At 43.1% G+C, this 16,619-nt stretch carries 12 protein-coding genes; 7 read left to right on the top strand and 5 right to left on the bottom strand.

What is annotated here, in order from left to right:
- Positions 1 to 29: 29 nt before the first annotated feature.
- The 3 genes from AC13FX_RS06050 to AC13FX_RS06040 all read left to right on the top strand — a co-directional run bounded on the left by AC13FX_RS06050 (position 30) and on the right by AC13FX_RS06040 (position 4,281).
- Positions 30 to 1,532, top strand: a complete 1,503-nt coding sequence (locus AC13FX_RS06050; RefSeq protein WP_482879622.1) for a M16 family metallopeptidase — start codon at positions 30 to 32, stop codon at positions 1,530 to 1,532.
- Positions 1,533 to 1,563: 31 nt separating this feature from the next.
- Positions 1,564 to 3,630 (top strand): M16 family metallopeptidase, encoded by a 2,067-nt coding sequence (locus tag AC13FX_RS06045; RefSeq protein WP_482879621.1) that lies wholly within the window; start codon positions 1,564 to 1,566, stop codon positions 3,628 to 3,630.
- Positions 3,631 to 3,756: 126 nt separating this feature from the next.
- Entirely contained in the window at positions 3,757 to 4,281 is a 525-nt protein-coding gene (locus AC13FX_RS06040) for a DinB family protein (RefSeq protein ID WP_482879619.1), read from the top strand.
- A gap of 243 nt (positions 4,282 to 4,524) precedes the next feature.
- On the opposite strand, the gene AC13FX_RS06035 is transcribed toward AC13FX_RS06040, so the two are convergent.
- From AC13FX_RS06035 to AC13FX_RS06025, 3 genes are all read right to left on the bottom strand, one after another.
- Positions 4,525 to 5,640, bottom strand: a complete 1,116-nt coding sequence (locus AC13FX_RS06035) for a hypothetical protein (protein WP_482879618.1) — start codon at positions 5,638 to 5,640, stop codon at positions 4,525 to 4,527.
- A gap of 252 nt (positions 5,641 to 5,892) precedes the next feature.
- Positions 5,893 to 6,924: a glycosyltransferase family protein gene (locus AC13FX_RS06030; RefSeq protein ID WP_482879617.1), complete on the bottom strand. Its 1,032-nt coding sequence runs from the start codon at positions 6,922 to 6,924 to the stop codon at positions 5,893 to 5,895.
- Complete coding sequence (locus AC13FX_RS06025; protein ID WP_482879616.1) at positions 6,921 to 7,736, bottom strand: UDP-2,3-diacylglucosamine diphosphatase; 816 nt, start codon at positions 7,734 to 7,736, stop codon at positions 6,921 to 6,923. The genes AC13FX_RS06030 and AC13FX_RS06025 overlap by 4 nt, the downstream gene beginning before the upstream one ends.
- 125 nt (positions 7,737 to 7,861) lie before the next feature.
- Here AC13FX_RS06025 and AC13FX_RS06020 point away from each other — a divergent pair, with 125 nt between their 5' ends.
- The gene (locus tag AC13FX_RS06020; protein WP_482879615.1) at positions 7,862 to 8,305 is read left to right on the top strand and encodes an OsmC family protein; all 444 of its coding nucleotides are present in this window, start codon (positions 7,862 to 7,864) and stop codon (positions 8,303 to 8,305) included.
- 177 nt (positions 8,306 to 8,482) lie between these two features.
- Here the strand turns inward: AC13FX_RS06020 and gcvP are convergent, their stop codons facing one another.
- Positions 8,483 to 11,380 carry an aminomethyl-transferring glycine dehydrogenase gene (gene gcvP, locus AC13FX_RS06015; RefSeq protein ID WP_482879614.1) on the bottom strand — a complete coding sequence of 966 codons (2,898 nt, stop codon included), beginning with the start codon at positions 11,378 to 11,380 and terminating at the stop codon, positions 8,483 to 8,485.
- A gap of 218 nt (positions 11,381 to 11,598) precedes the next feature.
- Between gcvP and AC13FX_RS06010 the strand changes: the two genes are divergently transcribed.
- Positions 11,599 to 13,587, top strand: a complete 1,989-nt coding sequence (locus tag AC13FX_RS06010; RefSeq protein WP_482879612.1) for an LVIVD repeat-containing protein — start codon at positions 11,599 to 11,601, stop codon at positions 13,585 to 13,587.
- Positions 13,588 to 13,610: 23 nt separating this feature from the next.
- A complete protein-coding gene (locus AC13FX_RS06005; RefSeq protein WP_482879611.1) occupies positions 13,611 to 14,753 on the top strand; it encodes a YncE family protein in 1,143 nt (380 codons plus the stop codon).
- Positions 14,754 to 14,809: 56 nt separating this feature from the next.
- Here AC13FX_RS06005 and AC13FX_RS06000 read toward each other — a convergent pair whose 3' ends face one another.
- Complete coding sequence (locus tag AC13FX_RS06000) at positions 14,810 to 15,529, bottom strand: hypothetical protein (RefSeq protein ID WP_482879610.1); 720 nt, start codon at positions 15,527 to 15,529, stop codon at positions 14,810 to 14,812.
- 136 nt (positions 15,530 to 15,665) lie between these two features.
- Here AC13FX_RS06000 and AC13FX_RS05995 point away from each other — a divergent pair, with 136 nt between their 5' ends.
- Entirely contained in the window at positions 15,666 to 16,496 is an 831-nt protein-coding gene (locus AC13FX_RS05995) for a ZIP family metal transporter (protein ID WP_482879609.1), read from the top strand.
- Positions 16,497 to 16,619: the final 123 nt, after the last annotated feature.

The raw sequence follows: 16,619 nt of genomic DNA, 5'->3' as shown, positions 1-16,619 counted from the left end.
ATTATTACTATTCATAAACATTCGTACAAATGAAAAACAACAAGACCACAGCAATCTCCTTGCTGATGCTTGCCTTGCTATTTTCCTTTTCGGGGATTCAGGCACAGTACTTGGAGGAATTTGAAGAAAAAGTAACCGAGTTCACACTCGATAACGGCCTTCACTTTATCATCATTGAAAGACATGACGCACCCGTTGCGAGCTTCTATACCCATGTTGATGTGGGAGGAGCAAACGAGCCCGTTGGTAATACCGGCATAGCTCACATCTTTGAGCATATGGCTTTTAAAGGTACCCACTATATTGGAACTACGAACTGGGATGAAGAAAAAGTAGCCATAGAGAAAATGGATGAAGCTTATCAGAACTGGCTTCGTGAAAGCTATAAAACCAATCCTGACAGTTCCCTGATGGATCAGTATTGGTCTGAATTTCAGAGTTATCAAGAGGAATCGAAGCAGTACGTGGTAAATAATGAATTCTCCCAGATCATACAGCAAAATGGCGGAACCGGACTGAATGCCTCAACCGGAGCTGATTTCACCAATTACTTTTACAGCCTTCCCTCAAACAGAGCAGAACTTTGGTTCAACCTGGAAGCAGACCGGTTCAAGAACCCTACCTACCGTGAGTTTTACGTTGAAAAGGAAGTGGTTCGCGAAGAACGTAACATGAGAACTGAATCTAACCCAATAGGACGTCTTGTTGAGGAATTTCTTGCAGTTGCTTACACAGCCCATCCATATGGCCGCCCGGTCGTAGGCTGGAACTCAGACATTACAGCTACCACAATTGAAGATGCCAGAGATTTCTACGAGACATATTATGTACCTAGCAATATCACTATTGCTATTGCAGGTGATGTGGAACCTGAAAAAATGAAGGAATTTGCTGAAATGTATTTCAGTGATCTTCGTGAAGGAGAACCCGCTCCTATTGTTACAACGAAGGAACCGGCACAACGCGGTGAAAGAAGATTTACTATTGAAGGTAACTCCCAACCGATCATGCTTATCGGGTACCATGGCGTTTCTGAATCACATGAAGACTTTGAAGCTCTAAATCTATTAGGCAACATTATTTCAAACGGCCGTACTTCACGCTTGTATAAGAAATTAGTTGAAGAAGATCAGCTTGCATTACAGGTCGGAGCATTCAATGGTTTTCCCGGAAGTAAGTATTCATCCATGTTCCTCACCCTTGCCGTACCAAACATGAATGTGGAACTGGACACACTGGAACAGTCAATTTACACTGAGATCGAGACAGTAAAAGAAGGTGTACTCACTCAAGAAGAATTGGATCGCGCCAGAACTAACATCCGGGCAGGAATCATCCGCGGTTTGAATAACAACACAGGATTGGCCAGTAATTTTGCCAGCACCTATGCAAACAAAGGCGATTGGAGAGAGGTCTTCCTCCGTCTTGATAAGATCAATGAGGTGACGCTCGAGGATCTTCAAAGGGTTGCTCAGGAGTACCTGACCAAAGACAATCGCACCGTTGGCGCAACTGTACGTGCTGACTCCTAATAGAAGAGTTTAAAATCAAACTGATCCAATTATGAAACGATTAACAATATTTTTATTTATTGCACTTTTTGCGTTGCCTATCATGGCGCAGAAAAGGTATGATGAGATCGAATATCCGGAGTTGAACCCGATCAATATGCCGGAAATTGAGGAATTCAATCTTGATAACGGTATCAAATTCTATTTGGTTGAAGACAAGGAACTTCCCCTTGTCAATGTAAGGGTCACTGTAAAGACCGGAGGCCTGTTAGTGCCTGAAAGTAAAACCGGATTAGCCAGTATGACCGGGCAGGTTATGCGGGAAGGCGGTTCGGAAAATTATCCGGCTGATCAGCTGAATACATTACTTGAGGACAACGCCGCCTTCATGTCCACTTTTATCGGCTTTGGTTCAGGTGGGGCAACTATGAATGTTTTAAAGGAAGATTTCGATAACCTCCTTCCGGCATTTGTGGACCTGCTTCAGAACCCGGCATTTCCCCAGGATAAGATCGACCTGGCCAAGACACAGACAAAGAGTGGCATTTCCAGAAGGAATGACCAGCAACAGCAGATCGCCGGGCGCGAGTTCCAGGAGCTGATCTATGGTGAAAACTCTGTATATACCCGTCAGACAGAATATGAGACCGTGGATAACATCACTCGTGAAGATATGATCGAGTTCCACAAAAACCATTTTACAGGTTCCAACATGACCGTTGGTATTGTCGGTGATTTCGATACTGATGAAATGAAACAAAAGCTGCGTGAGGCTTTTGGCAGCTTACCGACCGGTAGCCCAACTACCCTTCTTTACCCTGAGGTTGATTACGATTATCCCTCCACCATCAATTTAGTGGATAAGCCGGATGTTAACCAAAGTTATGTAACAATGGGGCATATCGGCGGGCTACGTGAAAATCCTGACTATCCTGCCATTCAGGTAATGAACCAGATCCTTGGGGGCGGTTTTTCAAGCCGACTTTTTCAGGAAGTTCGTACCAACCTTGGGCTTGCTTATTCAGTAGGCGGAAGTTATGGCTCCAATATCAATTATCCGGGCACATTCCGCCTGACTACTATGACCAGCAGTGCGCAAACTGCTCAGGCTATTGATGCGATCCTGGCTGAGGTAAAAAAATTGCAGGATGAGCCTATAACTAAAAAAGAATTACAGGATACCAAAGACCGATTCCTGAACTCTCTCGTTTTCCGTTACGATAGCAAATCCCAGATCCTCAATGAACGGATCAGTAACGAATACAATGGCCTCTCCGAAGATGCCTTTGATAAATTGGTTGAAGGTATTAAAGCAACAACCGTTGAAGATATTCAGCGTGTTGCACGTGAATATATGAATCCGGATCAGGTACAGATCCTGGTTGTTGGCAACAAAGCTGAGATCGGTGACCAGCTTGATAAATACGGAAACGTAAACGAGTTGGACATCACTATTCCTCAACCTGCATCAGATGAGCCACAGGAAGCCGGTGATGCTGCACAGGGAGAGGAATGGCTAAAGAATATGGCTGAGGCCATTGTTGAACCCGGCACTGAGGTTGAGTCTATCACCACTGTGGGTGAACAAACCATCAATTCGCCTATGGGTGAGATCGCTGTTTCTGGTACTGTGAATATCAATTTTGTTGAGAACTCACAAAATGCGGTGCTTAATACTCCACAAGGTCAGATAGAGATCAATGTTGCAGATGGCAAGGGAACTCAGAAACTGGGTTCTCAGGAATTCCCAATGCCACCGGCTCAGGTTCAGCAGGTACAGAATGAAATCAAAAGAAGCTATATGAGTATTGCCATCGACAGAAGCGCTGTTGATGCTGAATATATGGGAACCGAAACGATCGGTGATAAGGAATATGTAAAGCTGAAGATCAACTTTGAATCGCCTGTTACATATTATTTAGACCCGGCCACATTCCTTCCAATGATGAGCACTTATTCACAATTCAATCCACAGGCCGGGGGTAATCAAACGGTCAAAACCGAATACTCTGACTGGAGAACAGTGGATGGCGTAACCTATGCATTTGTTACGACTTCTTATGCGGATGACGAAAAAGCAAGTTCCAGCAAAACCGAAAGTCTGGAAGTGAATAACTAAGATCACTACTTGTACTTTATTCAAATTCAAGATCCCGCATTTCTTAATTGAGATGCGGGATTTTTTTATTCGATTTTATCCCACGGTCTACTATATTATTTTAAATTAAATACAGAGGTTAACGATATGTCAGTTTGGGATAATGAACATCCATCCGGCTCAGAGTATGCGCACTATTATGCTAATTATGTGGCTCACGTACCAAAAGGAAATATCATAGAAACCCTTAAAGCGCAAATGCATGAATTCTATACTTTCATCAATGCCATACCCGGTGACAAGGCGTTCTATTCCTATGCGGAAGGGAAATGGACCATCAAGCAGATCATAGGACACCTGATCGAAACTGAAAGGATGTTTGCTTATCGGGCCCAGGCTTTTTCCAGACGTGACCCCAACCCTCAACCGGGTATGGAACAAAATGATTATGTGAAATACTCTAACTACAACAGCCGTACCATCAGCAATCTTGCCAATGAATATCTGGCCGTTCGGATCGCATCCATACACCTCTTTCAAAATATGACCAAAGAGATGATCGACCTGAAGGGTACAGCAAGTGGGTTCGAGTTCACCGTGCGCTCATTCCCTTTTATCATAGCCGGCCATGAACTGCATCATGTTGAGATCATCAAAGAGAAGTATTTGTAGGGATTACTTTTCAATCACTAACATCCCCCTGAAAATGATTCGGGGATCATTTTCTTCCCTCTTCTAAGAGGGACTTTTCTCCGATCAAATTTCTGAGTGTTTAGGCCCCCTATCGTAGTAGATACAAATGAAGCAGCTATTGAGAATTCTCCCTTGGAAGGGAGCAGTTGAGAGCTTAAGCTCGAGACCAGAGGGATGTATGTGAGGCTTTAAAATATTCCTGGAATAAATTTATTTAAGCAACTAATTTACCTGAATATCCAGTTTTCTCGCCACCAGCTTTGGGCCATTACCATCAAACTCGATAGAATAAAATAAGTCTTTAGAGTTCTTAGCTTTAGGAGGGTAGAATCTAACTCTTTCATCATCATAAGAATCAGGATCTGCGGTCAAAACTTCAAAACCGAGATAATTAAATTGATCATCGAATAACTCTACCCCGTATTGTCTCTCTTTTCCAATATCTCGTTTAATAAAGTGAATATAGCGACCACTACTTATTTGCGAAAGAAATAATGATTCTCCATGAATTCTGTACGCAAACGGCTCATCCTGACCGGGAGGAAAAAACAACATTTCAGCATTATCTCTCCCCGGTAGTTTGGAATAATTATTTTCAATATTTGCGGCATTTATGCTACTGACTTTTTTCCATTCCTGAGATTCAGAGTTATACCTAAATCTATAAAGTTTACCCGAATAGATTCGAGGGGCTATTACAAAACTATATTCATCTATGAATTGAAGATTACCATATCCAGTCATCACCTGATAGGATAGGTCTTCATTAAAGTCAGGATAAACTTCTTTCGCTTGAAGCTGGGGTACGCCTATTCTCTCAAAAGCATTATCATAAATATGAATTCCAAAGTACTGGCTCAAATCTCCACTAAACGGCATGGAAGAAAGCATAAAACCCTCATTGAATCTAAAAATATCAGGATTTCCCCTGATATTATCTAAGGTATAAGACGTAATAAATTCTCCATCCAAGGAAAATTTATTCATGGTTGAGCTTCCCTCTGAAAACCCAAACAGTACTGAATCAGCAAAAACGCTGGAAATCCTATCGAACTCACCTGGGCCCCGTCCTCCCCTTCCAATTTTATTAATGAAAGACAGGTCTGTACCAAATTTCTGAATGATGTTTCTTTCCTGATCTGAGACATAAACATAACCATCATTATCTACGGTTAGGTCTCTTGGTCTCACGATCCAGCTGTCCTCATTATCAGGATCTTCAGCGGTCTCGTAAATTTTTTCAAAGCTTACTGAGAACTCTATTTCAGAACTTTTCTTATCCTCTGTTTTAGCACAGCCTGAAAGCAACAATAGGATCAAGATTATATTTTTGTTCATTGTATCCCGATTTTATTTCTACGCTGATAATAGTATGCATAAACCTATATATCAAATGACTCACATCCCCACTGAAAATGATCCGGGGATCATTTTCTGTCCCTCTTCAAAGAGGGATTTTCTCTTAGGCAATTTTTATAGGTAACTAGACTTTTGTGTTTTTAGCAACATTCAGAAATGAGTTAAGGAAATTCTCCCTTGGAAGGGAGCAGTTGAGAGCTTTAGCTCGAGACCAGAGGGATGTGCGTCAGATCATACAGCTAGTTTCATCTTCGGTTCTTTCAGGCCTTTCCCTGCCCCAAGCCCTGCCTTAATAATTTTTTTCACCAGGTCATCCTCATCTGATATTTCAGGTAAGCTCAGTTCTTTGCCATCATCTATCCATGCAGATAGCCTTTTAATAAAATTCTGATCGATCTGATAGACCACCTCTGCTCCCAATTGTTTCAAAGCCGCGGCATTGCACAATTGTTCATACTGCCTCTTGATGGGTACGGTAAGAAATTTTTTGCCCAGGAACATGGCTTCTGAACTGGTTTCAAATCCCGTTGCAGAGACAATTCCCATACAATTCTCAATACTTTTCAGAAATGTCTCTTTGCCAACCGGGTTTACTTTCACATTCCCTTTCTGATAGGATGTATCACATGTCGGTGAAAAGATATGCCACCTGACTTTTTTTATCTGCCCGAAAATAGATGTCAGGGTTTCATGATCAAAAGCCGGCAGATAAACGGTTATATGATCTTTCTGTTTCGGAACAAGATCGCGGATATGCCTTCTTATAATTGGTGGTTCAATAAAATCATCATACCGTAAATAATGGGAACCCACTGCCGCTGTACAAGGTGCAAAATACCTCATAAGATTTTCTGCAATTTGTGATCTTTTTTCCGGACGCGGCACCTTTGATGATAAGAATGAAGCCTGATGACTGATAGCAACGCAGGGCATCCCGGCTCTTTTTGCTGACCAGGCAGAAACCGGTTCAAAATCATTTACCACAAAGTCATAGTTCTGAACCGGTAATTTTTGCATATCCTGAACAAAACGTACAGGATTAAGGCCCAATACCGTCCCCAGGAAATCGATGCTTCCTTTGTTATCATAAGCCAAACTCAAACCACGTGCTTCGAAATCCACCGGCCCATCAATTGATATCTTGAAGTTATATCCACTGATCAGAACATCAACATCAGCATATTCACGTAGCTTGGGTAAAACTACCCGGGCGCGACTAATATGTCCATGCCCGGTTCCCTGAATACCATATAGTATCCTCATCCTATCATCACCTTATGGTCAAAAGTGTGACTCTTCATTAACAAATTCATTCTTGGGTTTTCCTGTAGCATTTTGTCTTCACTGTATCTGTAAAGACTCCACTCTGCTCCATCATATTCCAGGCAGGTCAGGTTTTCAACCCAATCGCCGGAATTAAGATAGATCACTGATCCCTTCTCATTTTCATAACCCCTGATCTTTGGCTGATGAATATGTCCGCAAATCACGTAATCGTAACCTTCCTCGATCGCCAGTTCCATTGCTGTTACCTCAAAATCATCAATAAAATTCACGGCCTGCTTCACACTGTCCTTGATCTTTTTGGAAAGTGAAAACTTACCATAACCTAACTTTTCAGATATGGCATTCATCCAGCGATTCAATAATATCAGAAGCTCATACCCTTTTCCGCCTAATTTGGCTACCCACTTACTATGCTTCATCGTAATATCAAAAATATCACCGTGGAAGATCCAGACACTTTCGCCATTCATTTCAAGCACCAACTTATCCCGGATGAATAGAGGTCCCAGTTGCAGGCTTGAGATCTTTCGTAAGGTTTCATCGTGATTCCCCGTCAGATAGTAAATATCCACCCCATTGGTCATCATAGTGATGAATGTTCTGATCACATGCATATGGGATTCAGGCCAGTAGTACTTCTTAAAGTTCCACATATCGATAAAATCACCATTCAGAATAACTCGCTTGGGTTGAATGGAATTTAGATATTGGACCAGTTCAACAGCGTGACATCCAACGGTACCTAAATGGATATCAGATAATACAACAGTGTCAAGTGTACGCTTCATGGCATTTGGGATAGATGATTTTTATCAAATATCGTAACGCCATGTTACTATGGTTTTTTTTAAGCATTATGTTTTGATTACCGGTGTATTAGGAAATTGTAAATGATAATTTAGAATAGTCTTAAATGAGCGATAAAAAGATAGTACACGTACACCTGCCAAAAAATGAAACCTATAAAACCACTCTGACTGCCGGAAACCATGAGTTGATAGCCGATGAGCCGAAAAGTGTAAAGGGAGGAACCGATGCCGGTCCTGACCCTTATGATTATCTACTGATGGGGTTGGGCTCCTGTACCCTTATGACCGTTAAGATGTACGCAGAACGAAAGGGATGGGAACTGGATGATATGTATCTCGAACTCCGCCATAACAAACGCCATGCTGATGATTGCAGGGAATGTGACGATCCAAAAAGTAAGATCGACCACATTGAGAAAGAGTTAATTGTTAAAGGCGATCTAAAGCAGGAGCAATTAGATAAGCTGCTGGAGATCTCCAAGAAATGCCCCGTTCACAGAACACTCATGAGTGATATCACGATCGAGAGCAGCCTTAGTACTTCGTGAATTCGTTACGACGCAGAGCGTCTTAACGAGGGGTTGATGTCGAGTTGATAGAAGTTTATCCTCGTGCCTACGCTCTGCGTTGGTACGAGGATGTGAAGCTAAACCAAGCATGAATATCTTTAAGGAACTCTGAAGCTTTCTTTCTTCAACATTCAAAATTCCTCTGCTAAACATTCATTATTCGATAACTTCTATCCCTTCTTCGTAGGCTTCCATGGGGATGCAGGCACAAACCAGGTTCCTGTCACCGTAGGCATCATCCACTCGGGAAACGGATGGCCAGAATTTGTTAAACCTGAGTTCTTCAAGTGGGAAGGCACCTTTCTCACGCGGATAACTTCTTGTCCATTCATCCGCCACCATCACTCTTTGAGTGTGAGGTGCATGCTTAAGTACATTGTCTTCTCTGTCTGCAATACCATCTTCTATCTCCTGAATCTCCTTGCGGATAGAGATCATGGCCTCACAAAATCGATCCAATTCTTCTATCGACTCACTTTCAGTTGGCTCGATCATCAATGTTCCCGGAACCGGGAAACTCATAGTTGGGGCATGGAACCCATAATCCATCAACCGTTTGGCCAGGTCAACAGACTCTATACCTGCAGATTGTTTGAATGGACGAAGGTCGACAATGAATTCGTGAGCTGATCGGCCGGTCATACCGGTATACAGAATATCATAATGATCTTTAAGGCGATCCTTCAAATAGTTGGCATTCAATATGGCATAACGTGTAGCATCGGTCAGTCCATCTCCACCCATCATCCTGATATAGGCATAAGAAATAGTTAGGATACTCGCGCTTCCCCAGGGAGCTGCAGATATAGCCGTTACTCCTTTCTCTCCTCCGGTCTTGACAACAGAGTGTGATGGCAGAAAAGGAACCAAATGTTCAGCCACCCCGATCGGCCCCATTCCCGGTCCACCGCCCCCGTGCGGTATACAAAAGGTTTTATGAAGGTTCAGGTGGCATACATCAGCCCCGATCTCGCCCGGGCTGGTTAAACCAACCTGTGCATTCATATTGGCCCCATCCATGTAAACCTGTCCACCATGCTGGTGAATGATCTCACAAAAATCTTTTACTTTATGTTCAAATACACCGTGTGTGGATGGATAGGTGATCATCAGTGCCGCAAGACGGTCACTGTATTTTTCCGCTTTTGCTTTCAGGTCGTCATAAGAAATGTTGCCGTGATCATCCGTATCTACCACAACTACGTCCATTCCTGCCATTACAGCACTTGCCGGATTGGTTCCATGAGCTGAGGATGGGATCAATGCCACATCACGATGGTCATCACCGTTGGCATGATGATAAGCGCGGATCGTCATCAAACCGGCATACTCCCCCTGAGCGCCGGAATTCGGCTGAAGTGACATTCCTGCAAATCCTGTGATCTCACATAACCAGTCACTCAGTTCATCAAAAAATTGAGTATAGCCTTTAGCCTGCTCTCTCGGAGCAAACGGGTGGATCTGACCGAATTCGGGCCAGGTTACCGGAATCATCTCAGCCGTTGCGTTTAACTTCATGGTACAGGAACCGAGGGAGATCATGGAGTGAACCAGCGAAAGATCTTTATTCTCAAGCCTCTTCATATAGCGTAACATCTCGTGCTCTGAATGGTATAGATGAAACACAGGATGATCCATGTAATCAGAATTTCTTTTTAGATCTTCCGGATAATCCACTTTGATACTATTAGCTTCAGTATAAACATCAAAGGTATTTTCCTTACCCAATGCCTCTGCAAAGATATCCAGAACTAGTTTGGCATCTTCAAGTTGCTTCGCTTCATCAAATGAAAGGCCAATGGTATCCTCGTCTATAAAACGGAAGTTCACTTCATGCTTTTCGGCGACCTCACGAATCTTGCCTGCATTCGATTTAACTGTAATAGTATCAAAGAAGGTATCAGTGAGAACCTCCACTCCCAAAGCTTCCAATCCTTTTTTGGTCAGCTTGGTCAAGCCATGGACTTTTGAAGCAATTTTTTTAAGTCCTTCCGGACCATGATATACGGCATACATTCCAGCGATCACAGCAAGAAGTACCTGTGCCGTACAGATATTAGAAGTCGCTTTCTCCCGGCGGATATGCTGTTCCCGGGTTTGAAGTGCCATGCGATATGCCGGTTTACCTTCAGCATCCTGAGTCACTCCAATAATTCGACCCGGGATCTTGCGTTGAAACTTCTCCTGAGTTGCAAGGTATGCGGCATGAGGACCACCATATCCCATAGGAACACCAAATCGCTGAGATGAACCAACTACCACATCAGCCCCCATTTCACCGGGAGCCTTTAATAGAGTCAGACTCAACAGGTCTGCAGCCACTACCCCAAATACATCATTTTCATGGGCGGCAGCTATAATATTTGTGTAATCCTCTACTGAACCATCGGTGGCAGGATATTGAAGTAAAATACCAAACAATTTCGGATCGGTAACGTCAAGATCATGGTGATCTCCTACCACTATCTTTACATCGATCGGTTCGGCCCGGGTCTGAAGTACCTCAATGGTTTGTGGATGACACAATTCCGATACAAAGAAAATATCAGCTTCTTTTCGTTTCTTTCCTTTTCGCTGACCATATAACATACTCATTGCCTCAGCGGCTGCCGTTCCTTCATCCAGTAAGGAAGCGTTCGCCAGTTCCATTCCGGTCAGATCAGAAACCACGGTTTGAAAATTAATAAGAGCTTCCAGTCTTCCCTGTGCAATTTCAGCCTGATATGGTGTATATGCTGTATACCAACCCGGGTTTTCAAGGATATTCCTCTTGATCACATTCGGCATATAAGTGTCATAATACCCCATACCGATAAATGACTTGAAGATCTTGTTCTTATCAGCCAGTTTTTTGAATTCATTCAAGAAATCGGTTTCACTCAAAGAATCAGGCAGGCTCAGAGGTTTCTGCAATCGGATTCCCTCGGGAATGGTCTCATCGATCAGTTCTTCCAATGATCCAGCACCGATAACCTCCAGCATTTTTTTTATTGATTTCTGATCAGGTCCGTTGTGTCGGTGAGCAAATACTTCTCGGTCGAAATTGATGTTCATTAATGCTAAAACGTGAAGGTTAAATATTTAAAAATGAAACACTGAATGGCCGTCATACATTTCGTAAAAACAGCATAAAATTCGAATTCTGTAAAATAAGGAAAAACGGGTTCAAAAAAGCATCAATTGTATACTCAGTAATTCTGTTTGTCATTTTTTTTTGATTTATTACAGCTCTAATCAAAATCAGTATTTCCGCTAATTAATTTTATCAAATCATGGGAAAAGCACTAAAACTTTTAGTCGCCGTTTTGCTTTTGGGCACCGGCAATATTTTTGCACAGGATGCAAACACATTAAAAATTGTAATTGAGCCTGATCCGGTCGTCGTGGAAGTCGGCAACGAACTTCAATTACAGGCAAAACTGGTTAACGCCCAGGGGCAGACTCTACCCGATACCGTATTATTTTTCTCAAGAAACGGAGCAGACCTGGAAGTCTCCCGAGAAGGCTATATTAAAGCCAACAAACCCGGTAATTATTCCGTTATTGCCATGAGATCCGGCCCTAGAGAAGAACGGGTGACCAAGAATTTTGAGGTCAAGGTGCCTTATCCACCGATCGCTGAAGTCTCTTTTAAAAATGTGCCTGATAATGTCTATTCCAAGACCACTATCGACCTTATGGTTGAGGTGATCGATGAAATGGACCTTATCAGAGAAGATCCGGACGTTACTTTCCGCAGCAATAATGAGGCCGTTGCAACCGTGAACCATGGAAAATTATTGGCCATTAAACCCGGCAATGTTCGGATCACAGCATCATCCGGAGGCAAATCTTCGACCCTCAATTTAAACATCAAAGCCAATCCGGCTCAGTCCATTGAGATCGCAAACAATGAGACAACCGTTCGAACCGGTGATGTGATCACCCTGAATGCTACAGCCAAAGCAGGCAATGGCAGTAATGTTGATGCTCCCATCACATATTCCTTTGTTGCACAACCAGATGACAATCTTGGTCAGGGAGCTGAAGGTCAGATCAATCAGCAGGGTAAATTTGTAGCTAATGTACCCGGAACATTTATCCTAAGTGCCCGATCCGGTAATGCAGTAGCAGATCAGGTTATCCGTGTTACTGAAAGAAATGTGGCGAAAGATGTAGAGCTGATCGGCCACGCCGAGATCCTTGATGTACACACGTCTGACCTTTGGGTCTGGGAAGGAGTTGACGGAAGAGATTATGCGATCACCGGTACATGGGGCGCTAACGGAGATGCCTATTTCTGGGATGTGACCGATCCTTCAAATATGGTTGCTGTAGACACTGTACGTGTAGATGCAAGAACCGTGAATGATGTCAAGATCTCTGAAGATGGAACTATTGGTGTACTTACACGTGAAGGTGCTTCAAACCGTAAAAACGGGATCGTGATCCTTGATGTCTCTGATCCGGGTAATGTGAGTGTGATCTCGGAATACACTGATGGCCTCACCGGCGGAGTTCATAATGCTTTCATTTATGATGATCACGTTTATGCCGTAAATAATGGCCGTCGTTATGATATCATCAATATTGAAGACCCTGCCAACCCGTATACCGTTGGCCGATTTGAATTAGACACTCCGGGTCACTCGATCCACGATGTTTGGATCGAAGATGGCATTGCCTATTCCAGTAACTGGAGAGATGGTGTAGTAGCTGTTGATATTGGAAGCCGAAACAGTGAACTGGCTGATGCAGGCGGTTCTCCTGAAAACCCTGTGATGCTCGGCAGTTATACCTACCCAAGTGGACGGAATCACGCCGCATTCCCTTTTAAAAGTGAATCAACCGGTGACTTTTATGTCATTGCCGGAGACGAGTCCTTCCCATATGGTTTGCCATCGCGCAGTAATCCTGTAGCAGCTGCCGGCTGGATCCATTTCATCAAATTTGACGGATGGGGTAATCCCAGTGAAGTAGCTCGTTATCAGGTTCCTGAAGCCGGAACGCATAACTTCTGGGTTGTTGGAGATGTGCTGTATGTTGCTTACTACAACGGCGGGCTACGTATCGTTGATATTTCCGGGGAACTGATGGGTAATCTATATGATCAGGGCAGAGAGATCGCCAAATTTGAACCGACTCATCCTGATGCAATCGTACCTAATGCCCCTTTTACATGGGGACCGCAGCCCTATAAAGGTAATATCTTTTTATCAGACTGGAATTCCGGATTATGGGCCATCAAACTGGTTGACAAGCCACAACAAGGAACCAATTAAATCAAATAGGGAATCAAAATACTATGCATTTAAAGAGAGTTTTGCAGACTATTTTGGTCGGAGGGTTCCTCATATGGGGAACTTCCGATCTTATTGCACAGGATTACTATGTATATGTAGCGGCTGAATCTGATGATCAGGTTCATCTGGTTCATTTCAACGGAGAAACTCAGCAAGGAGAGATCGCTGAGACCATTGATGTAGGAACATGGCCACAGGAGAATGAAGGACCACATGGATTAAATATTTCACCTGATGGTGAGTACTGGTTTGTAAGTATTGCCCATGGCATGCCTTATGGTTCTCTTTGGAAATATAGGACCGGAACCAATGAACCGGTAGGTTCGGTAGAACTTGGACTATTCCCGGCTACTATGGATATCTCATCAAGTACCGGTTTGCTCTACGTTGTGAACTTCAATCTACATGGTGATATGGAACCAAGTACGGTATCGGTAGTTGAGCCTGGATCCATGATGCGCCTGGATGATATTAAAACCGGGATCATGCCTCACGGTTCCCGCATTACCGATGATGGAACCCGGCAATATCATGTATCTATGATGACCGATGAATTGATAGAGATCAACACCGAAAAGCTGGAAGTATCACGTCGTCTTAAATTGGGTAAAGAAGGTGATAACAGTCAGCATACCATGGCATCAGGTTCTGATATGGATCACTCCACAATGAATCATTCAGATCACGATAATATGGAACACAATCCAATTGAAAAGCCTACCTGGGCAGATCCTCATCCAACCAAACCACTGGTTTATGTTGCCGGAAATGGCTCTGATGAGATCCTTGAGGTAGACACAAAAAAATGGAAGGTCACGAAACGCTGGAGTACCGGTAAAGCGCCTTATAACCTTGAGATCTCCCACGATGGAAAACTACTTGTAGTGACTTACAAAGGCGAAGGAGCTACAGGGATTTGGGACCTTGAAAAAGGTAAAGAACTGGCAAAAATTCCCAATAGTAGAAAAGTTAGCCATGGCGTAACCATCTCACCTGATAATAAATTTGCCTTTATTTCGGTTGAGGGAATTGGAGGTGAACCCGGTTCAGTTGATATCCTCAACCTGCAAACATTAAAACGAGTGGATGTTGTTGAAACCGGCAAACAAGCCGGCGGTATCATATTCTGGAAAATGGATAGTTGATCCACCCCAATAAAATTTACTATCCGAAGCCGGGATGAACCTTCATTCCGGCTTTTTTATTTTAGAGAGATCAAGTGGCTTACACTATGATCTTTTTCATGCTCCCTTATGATGGTTTGCCTGTCCAATGATGATATCTTATAACCCAACTTGTCAGCTATTCCAATGATCAAAGACTCAAGCCTTCCTTTATCCGTATTGAACTTCACCAAAGCCGAGCCAGTCCTTATGTCGATCTTTTGAGCTGCACGACCGATCATGTCCGCGCACCTGATCACTTCTGCCCCACTGTAACTCTCCCTGTCTGTTAACGGGCTTGGCTTAAACGACTTCTTATGTACACTAAGCGACCTGATCTCCCCTGATTTTTCATCCTGCTGTAACCATTCGATCCTATGGTCCACTTTTTTGATGTAGTAGGCAAGGTACCTGGGTTTTTCACTTTCGATATGAAAATTAAAATCTGAAACCCAGATCTGTTTTACATCTTCCATCGGGATGTCAAACCATATACCTCCTTCTTCAACATCGAAAACTATTTTATCTTCTGTACTCTGCCTTTTATTGATCTGAAGATCCAATGATGTGTTAAAGGAATCTGTCAGTTCAGAAACACCGGAATCGGGTATCACTCTCAGTTTGGGACGATCTTCTTCTGCTTTAACAAAATCAGGAGCATCATTTTCAAATGTACAGATCACGCTGCCGATCCTTAAAAAGATCCTGATCAGACCACTTTCAATAGGTACATCAAATGCTTTTAAAGCTTTGTCCATTGCCCAAGGTTTTCAATATAATTTAGACAAAGGTAGTAAAAATATTTTCTGTATAGTAATACACAAATTTCATATGTTTAGCCGTGACTAAATCATAAATATGATTAAGCAAATAACCTTTAATTGAATCACTTTCATGGAATTTATTCCCGATTGGTTTTTAAACCTTAGTCCTATCACACAAGCTCTTTTGGGCGGATTATTTACCTGGGGGGTTACCTCACTTGGAGCAGCGTTGGTTTTCATGACCAAGACCATCAATTACAAATTACTGGACGGCATGATGGGATTTGCAGCCGGTGTTATGATCGCAGCCAGTGTTTGGTCTTTGATCATACCAGGTATCGATCTGGCGGAAGCACAGGGAATGATCGGATGGATTCCTGCAGCCATTGGTTTCCTTTTAGGTGGACTATTCCTGCGTATTTGTGATGCTTATATTCCTCACCTTCACATAGGTCTTCCCAGGGATGCAGCGGAAGGAGTTGATACCAAATGGAAAAGGGCTACACTGCTGGTACTTGCCATCACCCTTCATAATATCCCGGAAGGACTTGCCATTGGTGTTCTTTTTGGTGCCGCAAGTATTGGGATGGAATTAGATGGAGGGGCAACCGTAGCCGGCGCAATAGCACTTGCCATAGGTATAGGGATCCAAAACTTTCCTGAAGGCGTGGCTATATCAATGCCACTGCGCAGGGATGGAGTAAGCCGACTCAAGAGTTTCAACTATGGACAGTTATCTGCAATTGTTGAACCGGTAGCTGCAGTGATAGGGGCCGCGGCTGTTATCTATATCACACCGGCACTGCCTTATGCCCTCTCGTTTGCAGCAGGCGCCATGATCTATGTTGTGGTTGAAGAGTTGATCCCTGAAAGCCAACTTCATGGAAATGACGATCTTGCCACCCTCGGCTTAATGTTAGGTTTTGTTGTGATGATGGTACTTGATGTATCACTTGGTTGATGGATACTGAATTCATTAATGAACGGGATCAACCTTAAGCTTCGGTTCATCCCTCTTTAATCATTTCAAAAGCTGAAAATGCCTTCTTAAAATCGTTGTGCATTTCGTACCTTTAAAGTCTTT

Source organism: Gracilimonas sp. B-17, from assembly GCF_056857935.1.
The sequence above is the reverse complement of the archived record's forward strand: the minus strand, read 5'-3'. Positions and strand labels throughout refer to the sequence as shown.